Source organism: Streptomyces chryseus (assembly GCF_014650755.1).
Classification (GTDB): domain Bacteria; phylum Actinomycetota; class Actinomycetes; order Streptomycetales; family Streptomycetaceae; genus Streptomyces; species Streptomyces chryseus.
In genome coordinates, this window is the sequence record NZ_BMVO01000020.1 from 59,372 (window position 1) to 73,878 (window position 14,507).

The 14,507-nt window shown below is 71.0% G+C and carries 14 protein-coding genes; 7 read left to right on the plus strand and 7 right to left on the minus strand.

The features are described from left to right. Positions 1-102 precede the first annotated feature (102 nt). Complete coding sequence (locus tag IE185_RS24785; protein ID WP_189716042.1) at positions 103-1,164, minus strand: C40 family peptidase; 1,062 nt, start codon at positions 1,162-1,164, stop codon at positions 103-105. A 166-nt stretch (positions 1,165-1,330) separates the two neighbouring features. Beyond that, positions 1,331-2,137, minus strand: a complete 807-nt coding sequence (locus tag IE185_RS24790; protein ID WP_138896940.1) for a class I SAM-dependent methyltransferase — start codon at positions 2,135-2,137, stop codon at positions 1,331-1,333. A 163-nt stretch (positions 2,138-2,300) separates the two neighbouring features. On the opposite strand from IE185_RS24790, the gene mshA reads away from it, so the two are divergent. Both mshA and IE185_RS24800 read left to right on the plus strand, forming a co-directional pair. Further along, the gene (gene mshA / locus IE185_RS24795) at positions 2,301-3,647 is read left to right on the plus strand and encodes a D-inositol-3-phosphate glycosyltransferase (RefSeq protein ID WP_138896939.1); all 1,347 of its coding nucleotides are present in this window, start codon (positions 2,301-2,303) and stop codon (positions 3,645-3,647) included. Beyond that, positions 3,640-4,125, plus strand: a complete 486-nt coding sequence (locus IE185_RS24800; RefSeq protein WP_138896938.1) for a type III secretion system chaperone family protein — start codon at positions 3,640-3,642, stop codon at positions 4,123-4,125. Before mshA ends, IE185_RS24800 begins: the two co-directional genes overlap by 8 nt. A gap of 55 nt (positions 4,126-4,180) precedes the next feature. On the opposite strand, the gene IE185_RS24805 is transcribed toward IE185_RS24800, so the two are convergent. Both IE185_RS24805 and IE185_RS24810 read right to left on the minus strand, forming a co-directional pair. After that, a complete protein-coding gene (locus IE185_RS24805; RefSeq protein ID WP_138896937.1) occupies positions 4,181-4,480 on the minus strand; it encodes a hypothetical protein in 300 nt (99 codons plus the stop codon). 305 nt (positions 4,481-4,785) lie between these two features. Continuing rightward, positions 4,786-6,147: an MDR family MFS transporter gene (locus IE185_RS24810; protein ID WP_229843681.1), complete on the minus strand. Its 1,362-nt coding sequence runs from the start codon at positions 6,145-6,147 to the stop codon at positions 4,786-4,788. Positions 6,148-6,299: 152 nt separating this feature from the next. Here IE185_RS24810 and IE185_RS24815 point away from each other — a divergent pair, with 152 nt between their 5' ends. Both IE185_RS24815 and IE185_RS24820 read left to right on the plus strand, forming a co-directional pair. Next, positions 6,300-7,061 (plus strand): phosphoglyceromutase, encoded by a 762-nt coding sequence (locus tag IE185_RS24815; protein WP_138897069.1) that lies wholly within the window; start codon positions 6,300-6,302, stop codon positions 7,059-7,061. A 176-nt stretch (positions 7,062-7,237) separates the two neighbouring features. Continuing rightward, on the plus strand, positions 7,238-9,280 hold the full coding sequence (locus IE185_RS24820; RefSeq protein WP_229843686.1) for a fibronectin type III domain-containing protein: 2,043 nt from the start codon (positions 7,238-7,240) through the stop codon (positions 9,278-9,280). 244 nt (positions 9,281-9,524) lie between these two features. On the opposite strand, the gene IE185_RS24825 is transcribed toward IE185_RS24820, so the two are convergent. Next, positions 9,525-9,677: a hypothetical protein gene (locus IE185_RS24825; RefSeq protein WP_167518412.1), complete on the minus strand. Its 153-nt coding sequence runs from the start codon at positions 9,675-9,677 to the stop codon at positions 9,525-9,527. 104 nt (positions 9,678-9,781) lie between these two features. Then, the gene (gene phoU, locus IE185_RS24830) at positions 9,782-10,471 is read right to left on the minus strand and encodes a phosphate signaling complex protein PhoU (RefSeq protein WP_138897067.1); all 690 of its coding nucleotides are present in this window, start codon (positions 10,469-10,471) and stop codon (positions 9,782-9,784) included. Positions 10,472-10,658: 187 nt separating this feature from the next. Here phoU and phoR point away from each other — a divergent pair, with 187 nt between their 5' ends. Together phoR and phoP are read left to right on the plus strand one after the other, a co-directional pair. After that, the gene (gene phoR / locus IE185_RS24835) at positions 10,659-11,906 is read left to right on the plus strand and encodes a two-component system sensor histidine kinase PhoR (protein ID WP_138897066.1); all 1,248 of its coding nucleotides are present in this window, start codon (positions 10,659-10,661) and stop codon (positions 11,904-11,906) included. 26 nt (positions 11,907-11,932) lie between these two features. Further along, positions 11,933-12,613 carry a two-component system response regulator PhoP gene (gene phoP / locus IE185_RS24840; protein ID WP_028814608.1) on the plus strand — a complete coding sequence of 227 codons (681 nt, stop codon included), beginning with the start codon at positions 11,933-11,935 and terminating at the stop codon, positions 12,611-12,613. A 114-nt stretch (positions 12,614-12,727) separates the two neighbouring features. Here the strand turns inward: phoP and IE185_RS24845 are convergent, their stop codons facing one another. After that, entirely contained in the window at positions 12,728-13,411 is a 684-nt protein-coding gene (locus IE185_RS24845) for a copper chaperone PCu(A)C domain-containing protein (RefSeq protein ID WP_138897065.1), read from the minus strand. Between the two features lie 576 nt (positions 13,412-13,987). Between IE185_RS24845 and IE185_RS24850 the strand changes: the two genes are divergently transcribed. Continuing rightward, a complete protein-coding gene (locus tag IE185_RS24850; RefSeq protein WP_006380568.1) occupies positions 13,988-14,470 on the plus strand; it encodes a CarD family transcriptional regulator in 483 nt (160 codons plus the stop codon). Positions 14,471-14,507 lie beyond the last annotated feature (37 nt).

The following is a 14,507-nucleotide window of genomic DNA, read 5'->3' on the forward strand; positions in this document are numbered from 1 at the left end:
TCCGGCCGTATCGGCAGGGTGCCGGGTCATGACGAACATCACGCCCCGGACCACCCGTACGGCCGCCCGCGACGGCTCGGCCGCGCCCCCGGGGATCCGGTTCTACTTGTCCGGACGGACGACGCCCAGAATCGGCATCGAACCGGCCCCGGCCATCGTCACGTCCCGGCCGGGACGGGGCGCGTGCACCATCGCGCCGTCGCCCACGTACATCCCGATGTGGCTGGCGTCGTCGAAGTAGACGATCAGGTCGCCGGGCCGCATGTCCCTCACGTCGACGCGCGGCAGCTGCTTCCACTGCTCCTGCGACGTCCGCGGTATGGCGCGTCCGCCCGCGAGCCACGCCTGCGACGTCAGCCCCGAGCAGTCGAAGGAGCCCGGGCCCTCGGCGCCCCAGACGTACGGCTTGCCGATCTGGGCCGTCGCGAAGGCGACGGCGGCCTCGCCGCCCTTCGTCGCCCTGCCCGCGGCGTCCCCGAGCGCGCCGGAGTCGAGCCAGGCGGTCTGCGCCCGGTACTCCGCCTCCTGCTCCATCCGCAGAAGCCGCTCGCGCTCGTCCTTCTCCAGCGTCGACTCGAGCTTCTCCGCGGCGGCGATCTGCTTCTTGATCTCCTTCTTCGCCGCTTCCTTCTTCTTGCGGCTCGACTCCAGTCGTTTCCACTGGGCGGTGGCGTCCTCGGTGTACGCCTCCAAGTCGGTCTGTGTACGGGACAGTTCGCCCAGGAGCCCCTTGGCCGCCTGCTGCCCCTCGCGCAGCCGCCCCGCCCCGTCGAGGAAGTGCCGGGGGTCGCGGCTGAGCATCAGCTTCGCCTCGGGCGGCAGCCCGCCGCTGCGGTACTGGGCGCGCGCCTCGGCCCCGATCCTCCGCTTGAGGTCCTCGATCCGCTGCTGGCCCTCGACGATCTCCTTGGCCAGCTTCACGATCTCGGACGACTGCTTGTCGGCGCGCTCCTCGGCCAGGTTGTACGCGTCGGTGGCCGCCCCGGCCTTGCGGTACAGGGCGTCGATCTCGCCGCGCACCTCCTGGAGCCGCTGCTCGCTGCGCGGCGGACTGGGATCGGCGTACGCCTGTCCCGGCGCGGCCAGCACGGTCAGGGCGCAGACCAGCGCGATCGCGGTCGCGGCGCTGCGACGTCGGTTCACAAGCTCCCCCGGATCCCACATCACATACCTCGCGCATGTGATTTACCGTCAGTAACATAGGCGCGAAAGGGATGCTGCCATGCCGCCCGTCAAAACGACAGAGGCCCCCGCACACTGGTTTCTGACGAACAGGCAGCTCGCCGCGTTCCCTCCGGCGATCACTCGTTCGGGAAGATCCCGAACGGTTTCAGCCGGTGCGCGGCCGGAGAGCGGCCCAGTTCACGGTGACCTCACCCTGCCGCCACCGCCGTTCCCCGTCCGCCAGCGGCCAGTCGGCCGAGAGGTCGCGCACGGACTTGATCCAGCGCTGCCGGGCGCCGAGCGAGGCGTACGGAGCCGCCGCCGCCCACGCCCGGTCGAAGTCCCGCAGGAAGGCGTGCACCGGTTCGCCGGGCACATTGCGGTGGATGAGGGCCTTCGGCAGCCGCTCCGCGAGGTCGGAAGGCCGCTCCAACGACCCCAGCCGGGTCGCGAACGTCACGGTCCGCGGCCCCTCCGCCCCCAGCGCGACCCACACGTGCCGCCGCCCGATCTCGTCGCACGTCCCCTCGACCAGCAGACCGCCGGGCGCCAGCCGCCCGCACAGCCGGGCCCAGACCGCCGCGACCTCGCCCTCGTCGTACTGGCGCAGCACGTTCGCCGCCCGGATCAGGGCGGGCCGGCGGCTGTCGGGCAGCGGGACCTCGAAGCCGCCGTGCCGGAAGGCGAGACCGTCGCGCTCGTACGGCTTCGCGGCCGCGACCCGGGCCGGTTCGATCTCGATGCCCACGACCTCGGCGGCGGGCGCGGCGGTGCGCAGCCGCCCGAGCAGCTCGACGGCGGTCCAGGGCGCGGCCCCGTACCCGAGGTCCACCGCGACCGGGTCCGCGCTGCGGCGCAGCTCGGGGCCGTGCGCGGCGGCGATCCAGCGGTCCATGCGACGCAGCCGGTTCGGATTGGTGGTCCCGCGGGTGACGGCGCCGACGGGGCGCGAAGGGGACGTGCGGGAGGGCATGAAGCGAGGGTAAGCGCCCGCACGCCCCCGCAAAGGTTGAGGCGGCTGAAGTAATGATTTGGCAAAACGGAAATGGGAGGGGGGTATTCCGCTGTTTGCGCTCACGGAGGGCCGTGACCGCGCTCTCCCCGCGTCATGCCCCGAGCGAGGAGGAACCGTCGACGTGAGCCAGTACGTCTCCCGACTCGCCGGCACACTGGCGGCGCCGCCCCGCCTCCGGCTGCCCGGCGGCCACCACCGCAAGCCGCGCCGGATCGCCATGCTCAGCGTCCACACCTCCCCGCTGCACCAGCCGGGGACGGGCGACGCGGGCGGCATGAACGTCTACATCGTCGAACTCGCCAAGCGCCTCGCCGCCATCAACATCGAGGTCGAGATCTTCACCCGGGCGACCACCGGCGGCCTGCCGCCCAGCGTCGAGCTGTCGCCCGGCGTCCTGGTGCGCCACATCGACGCGGGCCCCTACGAGGGCCTCGCCAAGGAGGAGCTGCCCGCGCAGCTCTGCGCCTTCACGCACGGCGTGATGCAGGCCTGGGCCGGCCAGCGCCCCGGCTACTACGACCTCGTGCACTCCCACTACTGGCTCTCGGGCCACGTCGGCTGGCTCGCCGCCGAACGCTGGGGCGCCCCCCTCGTCCACGCCATGCACACCATGGCCAAGGTCAAGAACGCCGCACTCGCCGATGGCGACACCCCCGAACCGGCCGCGCGCGTCATCGGCGAGACGCAGATCGTACGGGCGGCCGACCGCCTCATCGCCAACACGGCGGAGGAGGCGGACGAACTGACCCGCTTCTACGAGGCCGACCCCGCCAAGACCGCCGTCGTACACCCCGGCGTGAACCTCGACCGCTTCCGCCCGGCCGACGGCCGCGCCGCCGCCCGCGAGCGCCTCGGCCTGCCCCAGGACGCGTTCGTCCCCCTCTTCGCGGGCCGCATCCAGCCGCTCAAGGCCCCCGACATCCTGCTGCGCGCGGTCGCCGTACTGCTCGACGAGGACCCGTCGCTGCGCGCGAAGATCGTGGTGCCGGTCGTCGGCGGACCCAGCGGCAGCGGCCTCGCCAAGCCCGAGGGCCTCCAGAAGCTCGCGGCGCGCCTGGGCATCGCCGACGTCGTACGCTTCCGCCCGCCCGTCGGCCAGGACCGCCTGGCGGACTGGTTCCGGGCGGCCTCGGCGCTCGTCATGCCCTCGTACAGCGAATCGTTCGGCCTGGTCGCCATAGAGGCGCAGGCGTCCGGCACCCCGGTGGTCGCCGCGTCGGTCGGCGGCCTTCCGGTAGCGGTACGGGACGGGCGGACCGGCATCCTCGTCGAGGGCCACGACCCGGCCGGATACGCCCGCGCGCTGCGGCGCCTCATCGACGAGCCGGGCCTGGTGGACACCATGGGCGCGGCGGCAGCCCGGCACGCGCAGGGCTTCGGCTGGGACACCGCCGCGTCGGCCACGGCCGACGTCTACACGGCCGCGATGCACGAACACCGCCGTCGCGTACGCTCGCACCATGGCTGACGCGCAGCAGGTCATCGAGAAGACGCTGAAGGAAGCGGAGCTCGAATGGGAGAGCCCCGAGCCCGGCTCGTACGTGGTCAAACTCCCCGGCACCCGCAAGCTGTCCACGACCTGCTCACTGAAGGTCGGCCGGCACTCCCTGTCCATCAACGCCTTCGTCATCCGCCATCCCGACGAGAACGACGCGGCGGTGCACCGCTGGCTGCTGGAGCGCAACCTGCGCCTGTACGGCGTGAGTTACGCGATCGACAGCCTCGGTGACATCTACCTGGCCGGCAAGCTGCCCCTGTCGGCGGTGACCCCGGACGAACTGGACCGCCTGCTGGGCAGCGTCCTTGAGGCGGCGGACGGCAGCTTCAACACCCTGCTGGAACTGGGCTTCGCCGGTGCGATCCGCAAGGAGTACGCGTGGCGGGTGTCGCGGGGTGAATCGACCAGAAACCTCGAAGCGTTCACGCACCTGACCCGGCCCCGCTGACAGAACGGCCCCGCCTCCCGAGGGAGGCGGGGCCGGACGCGGCGAGGGGACGCCGTCAGTCCTTGTCGTTGTGGCCGTCGCGCCCGTTGTAGCCGTTGTCCTTGTGGTGGTCGCGCCCACAGGAGTGGGACGCCTCGATCTCGGTGATGCCGTACGGGCCACCGACGTTGGAGAGGTAGAAGTCGCCGCTCTGGTTGTCGCAGCCGTAGCGGTCGGACTTGAAGGGGCTGTCGCTGTAGTGGCCGCCGTCGGAGGGGCCGCCGTCGAAGTCCATGGCGGTGGCAGCGGCGGGCGCGGCTGCCATGAAGCCGGCGGCGGTGATGCCGGCGAGGGTGATCGCGACGCGACGAAGCATGTTTCGCTCTCCTGTACGTACGTGACGGGTGGGGCCTGACGGGGACTGACTTCACCTCACCCCCCGCGCACATGACGGCGGCACACGCCAACGGTCATCCGGACGGGGGAGACCGCTGCCTCCGATCGGTCCCACACCCCGCCCGGGCCACCCCGAGCAGGCCATCCCACCCACGCCACCCCACGCCGGGGCCGAGCGACGCCGCCCCGCGCACTCGGGTTGCCGGGAGGAGACGCCCCGGAACGGCACCGACCCCAAAGCCCCCGCCCCAGGGACCCGCCACCTCTACGAGGCCCAACGAGCCCTCACCCGCTGACCTTCCGGCCCCCGGTCTCGGGCGCCGGAACGGGTGCGACGGCCACCGCGACCGTGGCCACCGGGTCAGCGGACGCACCCTCGGCCACAGCCGCATCCCCCGCCCCTTCCGAGCCTCCGGCACCCTCCGCACCCTCCGCCTCCGCAAGCACCCGCCGCAGCAACGTCGCGTACCCGATCGCGGCGATCACGCCGATGACCCCGCACGCCATCCACAGGACGTCCGGCCCCGGCCCGTCCACGATCCAGCCCGCCAGGATCGGCGCGAGGAAGCCGGAGAGGGCCCAGGACATGCCCATGACGCCCTGGTACCGCCCCCGCGCGTGCTCCGGGGCCAGGCGCGCGGTGGCGGCGGCGTTGGTCGGCACGTGCACCATCTCGCCGAGCGTCCACACCACCACGGTCGCCGCGAACACCAGCGGCGTGCCGGCCAGCGCGGTCGCCCCGGTCCCGGCGGCGAACAGCAGCGAGGAGACGGTGAGGAGCGCGGCCGGCGACCGCCGTTCGGTGATCTTGTTGACGAGGAGCTGGAAGCCGACTATCACAACCCCGTTGACCGCGATGACCATGCCGTACGCGCTGGGTTCGAGACCCTCGCCGGCCATGGTCAGCGGCAGGCCGACCCACGGCGCGGTGAAGATCAGGCAGACGAACAGGTTGAGCAGCACCAGCGTCCGGAAAGGCCCGTCCCGCAGCACCTCGACCAGGCTCACCTTCGGCAGCGGGGCGCCCGCGTCCGCCCCCTTCGCCGCCGCCGGGACGGCGGGCCGGGTCTCCGGCAGCCGCAGGAAGACGATGACCGCGCACAGCACGGTCGCGGCGGCCTCCACCAGGAACAGCGTCCGGTAGCCGAAGACGATCGCCGCGCCGCCGCCGAGCGCGGCGATGGCGAAGCCGAGGTTGAGCGCCCAGTAGTTCAGGGCGTACGCGCGCCGCCGTTCGTGCTCCGGCACCAGGTCGGCGATGGTCGCGCCGATCGCCGGCCGCACGGACTGCATGGTGACGCCCATGAGGAGCACCACGACGGCGACGGCCACCGCACTGGTCACCACGGCGAGCGCGGCCGCGCCCGTGGCCGTGCCCAGGTGCCCGGCGATCATCGTGGGCCGCCGACCCCACCGGTCGGTGAGCATGCCGCCGAGCGGCGAACCGGCCACACCGCCGAGCCCGTGCAGCGCTATGACGAGCCCCGCGTACCAGGCCGAGTAGCCCAGCTCCTGCGTCAGGTACAGCGACAGGAAGGTGAGGACGAAGGCCCCGGTGCGGTTCACCAGCGTCGAGGTCCACAGCCACCAGAACCCGTCGGGCAACCCCGAGACCGACTCCTTCGCGGCACGTCTGAGCGTGGCCATGGACATACGTCATCCCCCCAGGGACCTTCGGCGGCGGTGGACGCCTGTAAGCGGCTGATGCGGTACCCGCAAGTTACAAGCGGCCCGCCGGCCACAGCCACCCAATTGACGCGAGCGGTCAACCGTCGGGGGCGTCCATTAGTCTCGTACGCATGGCCGACGCACCGTACAAGCTGATCCTGCTCCGCCACGGCGAGAGCGAGTGGAACGCGAAGAACCTGTTCACCGGATGGGTGGACGTCAACCTCACCGAGAAGGGCGAGAAGGAGGCGGTGCGCGGCGGTGAGCTGCTCGTCGAAGCCGGCCTGCTGCCCGACGTACTCCACACCTCGCTCCAGAAGCGCGCCATCCGCACCGCCCAGCTCTCGCTGGAGGCCGCGGACCGCCACTGGATCCCCGTGCACCGCTCCTGGCGCCTGAACGAGCGCCACTACGGCGCCCTCCAGGGCAAGGACAAGGCGCAGACCCTGGCCGAGTTCGGCGAGGAGCAGTTCATGCTCTGGCGCCGCTCGTACGACACCCCGCCGCCGGTCCTCGAGGACGGCACGGAGTTCTCCCAGTCCGACGACCCGCGTTACGCGACGATCCCCAGCGAGCTGCGCCCCCGCACGGAGTGCCTCAAGGACGTCGTCGAGCGCATGCTCCCGTACTGGTACGACGGCATCGTCCCGGACCTGCTCGCGGGCCGCACCGTCCTGGTCGCCGCCCACGGCAACTCGCTGCGCGGCCTGGTGAAGCACCTCGACGGCATCTCCGACGAGGAGATCACCGGCCTGAACATCCCCACCGGCATCCCGCTCTACTACGAGCTGGACGCGGACTTCCGCCCCCTCACCAAGGGCGGCACGTACCTCGACCCGGAGGCCGCGAAGGCCGCCATCGAGGCCGTGAAGAATCAGGGCAAGAAGAAGTAGCGCATTCGGTCAAGCCCCTGGCCCGCACTTGTGGTGCGGGCCAGGGGCTTTCGTCTGCTCCGGGCCGGCTCTGAGAAAGGTGGGAGGGCGGGGCAACCCTGACCCCGCCTCATGGGTCACACAGGCGTTACCTTTCGCCTGCTTCCCCTGGTCCGGAAAGGGCCCCACCCCCTGTGATGATTCGTACCCGGCTGACAGCGCTGGCAGCGACAGCCACCCTCGCCGCCACCGGCGGCCTGATCACCGCCGCCCCGGCTTCCGCGGCCGTCACCTGCGCCTCTCCCGTCTGGAAGGCGCAGTTCTTCGGCAACTCCACCTTCAGCGGCACGCCGAAGCTGACCGCCTGCGACTCCGCCATCAGCGAGAACTACGGGACCGGCGACCCGGCCGGCGTCACGCTGCCCAAGGACGGCTTCTCCGTCCGCTGGTCCCTCACCCGGGACTTCGGCTCCGGCGGCCCCTTCCGGCTCTCCGCCGCCACGCAGGACGGCATGCGCGTCTACGTCGACGGCGAGCGGAAGGTCGACCTGTGGAAGAACGTCTCCACCACCGCCCGCAAGACCGTCGACCTGACCCTCTCGGCCGGCAAGCACACGATCCGCGTGGACTACGTCGCCTGGACCGGCGTCGCCAACGCCGCCTTCACGTACGCCCCGCGCACCGAGTCCGCCGTCGACACGGTCAAGCCGCTCGCCCCGGCCGGCCTCACCGCCGCGTACAGCCGGGACACCACGAAGACCACCCTGCGCTGGGCCGCGAACAAGGAGATGGACCTCGCCGGTTACCGCGTGTACCGCCGGCTGAGCACCACCTCGTGGGCGAAGGTCAGCGGCGCGTCGCCGCTCACCTCATCGTCCTTCGTGGACGCGACGCCCGCCACGGGCCAGACCTTCCTGTACGAGGTCCGCGCCGTCGACAAGGCGGGCCGCGAGTCCACCGGCAGCCCGGACGTGACGGCGACGACCGTCGACCGCACCGGGCCGGCCGCCCCCACCGCACTCACGGTCGCCACCGGCGACGGGTGGTGGGACACCCTGAACTGGCAGGGAGTCGCCGACACGGCGAAGTACGAGGTGTACGCCTCGTCCGCGGCTGCCGGACCGTTCGAGCTGCGCGGCACGACGACCACGACGTCGTACCGGACCAGCGGCGCCGTGAACACGAACACGTACTACCGGGTCCGGGCCCTCGACGCAGCCGGCAACCCGGGGGCGTACGCGACGGTCACCAGCGACGGCGTCGACCGGATGCCACCGAAGTCCCCGACCGACGTCACCGCCGGCGCCCGTCCCGGCTACACCAACGTGCACTGGAGCCAGCCCGACGGTTTCTTCGAGGACTGGGACAACGGCGGGCACTACCGCGTGTACCGCTCGCCCGGCAAGACGTTCGACCCGACCGCGCGCACCCAGGTGACCTGCGTCGCGGAGGAGAGCGACGAGGCGGGCAACGGCGGCAACTGCTACGACGTGGACATGCCCGCGAACACGTACGTGACGTACGCCGTCACGGCGGTGGACCCGTACGGCAACGAGTCGGCGTACTCCGCGCCGGTCGTCGTCCGCACCGGCGACACCGTGGCGCCCGGCCCGGTCACCGGCGTGAAGGTCACCCCGCGCAACGACGGCATGCTGGTGAGCTGGGCCGCCTCGCCCGAGGACGACATCGACGAGTACGTGGTGTGGAAGGGCGTCCGGCAGGCCGACGGCACGGTCAAGTGGCTCGGCCCCGACACCTGCTCGGAGGGCACGAGCAACTGGCTCGCGATCCTCTGCGGCAACCTGCCGGACGGCGAGACGCACGTGTACGCGGTGATGGCCAAGGACCACTGGGGCAACACGCTGCACCCGAGCGACCCGAAGGTCACCGTGGTCGAGGCCACCGAGCTCGACGTCCGGCCGTCCGTGACCGTCACCCGGGACTGGAGCCTCGGCAGTCTGGGCCACAACCGGACGGCCACTCGTCCGTCCGTCGACTGGCAGTGCACCGACACGGCCCGCTGCGCCACGGTCACCGGCTACCGCGTGAGCCGGTGGAACCCGGCGACCAAGGCGTACGAGCCCCAGCACGACGGAATGCTCCCGGCGGATGACCGGGTGTGGGAGGACGCCACGGCGACGAGAGGGAACACGTACTTCTACACGCTGGAGGCGGTGCGCGCCGACGGCAGCGTCGCGGGCACCTACGTGTGGAACTGCGTCTTCCAGGACCGCGTCTAGCCCGTGGCTCCCGTGGCTCCCGTGGCTCCCGTGGCTCCGGTGCTCCGTGGCTACTGGCACGTCGACATGCCGCAGCGCCGCTCGCAGCACCTGCACCCGGTGACTACGCAGACGTAGACCGAGTCCCCGGGGCCGCCCGCGAGACCGGCAAGGGCCCCGTCCGTATCAGGACGGGGTCCTTGCCGTACCCGTCGCGCGCACCGCACGCACCGTCACATCGGACGCACCGCACGCACCCGCCGCACTAGCCGCCGCACTGGCACGGAGCGCCCGACTGGCAGCCGCAGCCGCAGCCGGCGCCGCAGCCGCAGGCGCCCAGGACGGGCAGCGTCGGGCGGTGGCGGGCCGCCTCGGCGGGCGGGTCCTGCCGGGAGTCGGACGTGGGGGAATCGGCCATGGGGATCCTCCTCGAAGGGGCACGTGGCGTACTCCTGCTGCCCATTGGATGCCCACTCGTGCGGGCGCATCAACGGCGCACACGCGCAATCCCGGATTCCGGCCCTACTCGCCCGGCGCGGGCGGCGTCGCACCGGACGCCGCCTGGAGCTCGTCCGCGTGCTCACCCGTCACCAGGTACACCACGCGCTTCGCCACCGACACGGCGTGGTCGGCGAACCGCTCGTAGTACCGGCCGAGCAGCGTCACGTCGACCGCCGTCTCGATGCCGTGCTTCCAGCGGTCGTCCATCAGGTGCTGGAACAGCGTGCGGTGCAGCAGGTCCATCTCGTCGTCGTCGTGCTCCAGCTGGAGCGCGAGGTCCACGTCCTTCGTGGTGATGACCTCGGCGGCCTTGGCCATCAGGCGCTGCGCGAGCTGCCCCATCTCCAGCATGGTGGCGTGCAGGTCGTGCGGCACGGCGGAGGCCGGGAAGCGCAGCCGGGCGAGCTTCGCCACGTGCTGCGCGAGGTCGCCCGAGCGCTCCAGGTCGGCACTCATCCGCAGGGAGGTGACGACGATCCGCAGATCCGTCGCCACCGGCTGCTGGCGGGCCAGCAGGGCTATGGCCCGGGCCTCCAGGTCGTGCTGGAGATCGTCTACCTTCTGGTCGGCGGCGATCACGCTCTCGGCGAGCTTGAGGTCCGCGTCGAGCATGGCCGTGGTGGCCCGCCCGATGGCGGACCCGACCAGCCGGGCCATCTCGACCAGGGCTTCACCGATCGAGTCAAGTTCCTCGTGGTACGCGTCGCGCATGAAAGTCCCTCTCTTGTCCTTCTGAGGCCTCTGGAACCCCACGCTCCCACGTTCTGTCCGTTACGCGTCCGATTCCGGCACCCCAAGTGAACCAACCCCATCCCCTCGGTGAACTCTGAGCGACGAGTGTTCGAGGTGCCACCCATTCGGCTGGGGCACTGTGGTCGCCCCCGCTTAACCTGAGTGCATGGACGTGAACGCGGCAGTCGCCGCAGCAGCAGCGATCGCCGGTCTGCTGACCGGTGTCATCGCCGTGCTGACGTTCCGCTGGAGCGAGCGCGAGCAGGCCAGGCCCACCCGGTCCTCCATGCGGCCCGACGTCAACGCGGTGCTGCCGCCGGGCGTCGACACCGTGCTGTCCGTGCTCCGCTCCTCCGCCGTCGTACTGGACGAGAGCGACAGCGTCGTCAAGGCCAGCTCGGCGGCGTACGCCCTCGGGCTGGTCCGGGGCGGCAAGCTGGCCGTCGAACCCATGCTCCACATGGCCCGGGACACCCGCCGCGACGGTGAGATACGCCAGGTCGAGCTCGACCTCCCGCGTCGCGGCACCGGGCGCGGCGAGGCCCTCGCGGTCTCCGCCCGCGTCGCCCCGCTGGGCTCGCGCCTGGTCCTGCTCCTGGTGGAGGACCTCACCGAGGCCCGCCGCATCGAAGCGGTCCGGCGCGACTTCGTCGCGAATGTCAGCCATGAACTCAAGACTCCTACCGGTGCGCTCTCCCTGCTCTCCGAAGCGGTCATGGACGCCTCGGACGACCCCGAGGCGGTCACCCGTTTCGCGGGCCGCATGCAGATAGAGGCGACCCGCCTCACCAATCTGGTGCAGGAGCTCATCGATCTCTCCCGCGTCCAGAACGACGACCCGCTGGAGGACGCCGAACCGGTCCGCGTCGACGAACTGGTCGCCGAGGCCATGGACCGCAGCCGCCACGCCGTGTCCACCAAGAACATCACCATGGCCGCGGGCGGCACCGACGGCCTGTACGTCTGGGGCAACCGGGGGCAGCTCGCCGCCGCCCTGGGCAACCTCGTCGAGAACGCCGTCAACTACAGCCCGGCCCGCACCCGTGTGGGGATAGCCGGCCGTCGGATCTCCGCCCCCGGCGGGGACCTGGTCGAGATAGCCGTCACCGACCAGGGGATCGGCATTTCCGAGAAGGACCGCGAGCGGATCTTCGAACGCTTCTACCGCGTGGACCCGGCCCGCTCCCGGGCCACCGGTGGCACGGGCCTCGGCCTGGCCATCGTCAAGCACGTGGCCGCCTCGCACGGCGGGGAAGTCACGGTGTGGAGCTCCGAAGGACAGGGCTCCACGTTCACCCTGCGGCTGCCCGAGGCGGCCGCGTCACGCGACCGGTCCCCGGTCGCCGCCCCGGACGACGACGTCGACGACTCCGCAGACGACGCAGTCGGTCCGTACGAGACCACTGATCGCTAACCCATTTCCCACCCGGAGGTCCTTCCGTGACCCGAGTGCTCGTCGTCGAGGATGAGGAATCCTTCAGCGACGCCCTGTCCTACATGCTGCGCAAGGAGGGCTTCGAGGTCGCCATCGCGGCCACCGGCCCCGACGGGCTCGACGAGTTCGAGCGCAACGGCGCCGACCTCGTCCTGCTGGACCTCATGCTCCCCGGCCTGCCCGGCACCGAGGTCTGCCGTCAGCTGCGCAGCCATTCCAACGTTCCGGTCATCATGGTGACCGCCAAGGACAGTGAGATCGACAAGGTCGTCGGTCTGGAGATAGGAGCCGACGACTACGTCACGAAGCCCTTCTCCTCGCGCGAGCTGGTCGCCCGTATCCGCGCGGTCCTGCGCCGCCGAGGGGAGCCGGAAGAGGTCACTCCGGCGGCTCTGGAGGCCGGTCCGGTACGGATGGACGTCGACCGCCACGTGGTGACGGTCGGCGGCGGCAAGGTCGACCTCCCGCTGAAGGAGTTCGACCTCCTGGAGATGCTGCTGCGCAACGCGGGCCGCGTCCTCACCCGCATGCAGTTGATCGACCGGGTCTGGGGCGCGGACTACGTGGGCGACACGAAAACGCTCGACGTTCACGTCAAGCGCCTGCGCGCCAAGATCGAACCGGACCCGGGCGCGCCGAGATACCTGGTCACGGTGCGAGGACTCGGCTACAAGTTCGAGCCGTAGACAGCAGCGGCCGGGCGCGGCAGCGGCCGTGACCCGACAGCGGCGTGACACGACATGGGGAGGCCCCGCCGGTCCGTACCGGCGGGGCCTCCCCATGTGCGCGTCGTACGGGCGTCAGTGGTCCGCGCCGTGGTCCCCGGCGTCGTCCGAGTCCCCGCCCTCCGGGGCATCCGCCGACTGGCTCGTCGACGCCGTGGCGCCCGCCTCGCCGGTCGCCGAACCCGTCGGGGAGCCCGAGGGGGTGGTGGTCGCCGAGCCGGACGGCGTCTGGGCCGGCTTCGGGAGCTCGGTCGGGCCGACGTCCTTGAAGTAGTGCGTGGCGGGGACGACGAACGCCCGCAGCTCCACGGTGCCGGTCTTGCTCAGCTCGAAGCGGACGGGCTGCGCGTCGCCGTCCTTGGCCGCCTCGCGGCCGTTCTCGATCACGGCGGAGGCGTTGCCCTCGCCGCCGAGCTGGAGCGAGCCGCCGGCCGGAACGGTCAGCGGCCCGGAGCCCTTGGCCGGCTTGAGCTTCACCTTGGCGCTGGTGCCGGGCAGCGTGACCGCTTCGAGCGTCTCCGCCTTGCTGCCGTTGTTGAAGACCATGCCGGTGACGACCGCCGGGCCTTCGGCGTCGAGCTTCGGCTGGGTGACGATCGTCGCGTTCTGGATCTTGACGTCGTCGACGGTGGTCGCGGCGTTGTCCGGCCTGACCCCCAGCGTCTGCGCGTCGTTGCCCGCCCCGCAGGCGGCAAGCGAAGCGATCGAGAACACGATGGCGGTGGCGGCGAGGGCACCGCGTCGAAGGCTGCGGCTCACGGGGGAGGCATCTCCTGTTAGACGGGTTCGAGCGGCGTACAGCCGCCCCAAGGGTGTGTCAGCGCGCTCAGGTTACCGAGCCGTCGTCCGCCCCTCGCACCCGACCCGCCCCACCCCGCCCGCCCATACCGGCCTCGGGAGGCGCGGCGGCCTGTTCCGTACGCCGTTCACATATCCCGGACAGGTCGTCCGGGAGTCGCCGGGGCGGATTATCCGTAAGGAATGCGGGTGGCCCGGGGAAGGCCCGGGAAATTGATCACGGGCGTACTTGATCAATTCCTGATTCCGGCGAACGGGTGACCGATCGGCGAACGGAGTACGCCACATGCGCCGCTCGGAACCCGGCAAATCGGGACGTTCGGCGTCTTCGGCGGGGTCTGCGATGGGTGTAACGTACGCGTTTCTCTGTGCCCGTACAGCCGCTCCGACCTGCGAATACCCGCTTCCGGAAGCCCGGCGCAGCACGTTCCTGTTGCTGTTGTCAAGCCCCGAGATATGCCCTGACCTGCGGAAACGCCATTCAGAAGAAGCCGTATCCGTGTTACTCTGGATAGCCACGGAAGGGGTACCTGTCACATGACGTTCAAGGTTGGCGACACCGTGGTCTATCCCCATCACGGGGCCGCGCTGATCGAGGCTATCGAAACTCGCCAGATCAAAGGCGTGGACAAGACCTACTTGGTGCTCAAGGTCGCCCAGGGTGACTTGACTGTTCGTGTGCCTGCGGACAATGCGGAGTTCGTCGGTGTACGCGATGTAGTCGGTCAGGAAGGGCTGGACCGGGTCTTCGAGGTGCTGCGCGCACCGTACGCCGAAGAGCCGACGAACTGGTCCCGGCGCTACAAGGCAAATCTCGAGAAGCTCGCCTCCGGTGATGTCATCAAGGTCGCCGAGGTAGTGCGCGACCTGTGGCGCCGTGAGCGTGAGCGCGGTCTCTCCGCAGGTGAGAAGCGCATGCTCGCGAAGGCGCGTCAGATCCTGGTGAGCGAGCTGGCGCTCGCGGAGAACACCAATGAAGACAAGGCCGAGGCTCTGCTCGACGAGGTCCTCGCGTCCTGACTCCGGGTCCCAGGGACTCCTTCCCTGATACCCAGTA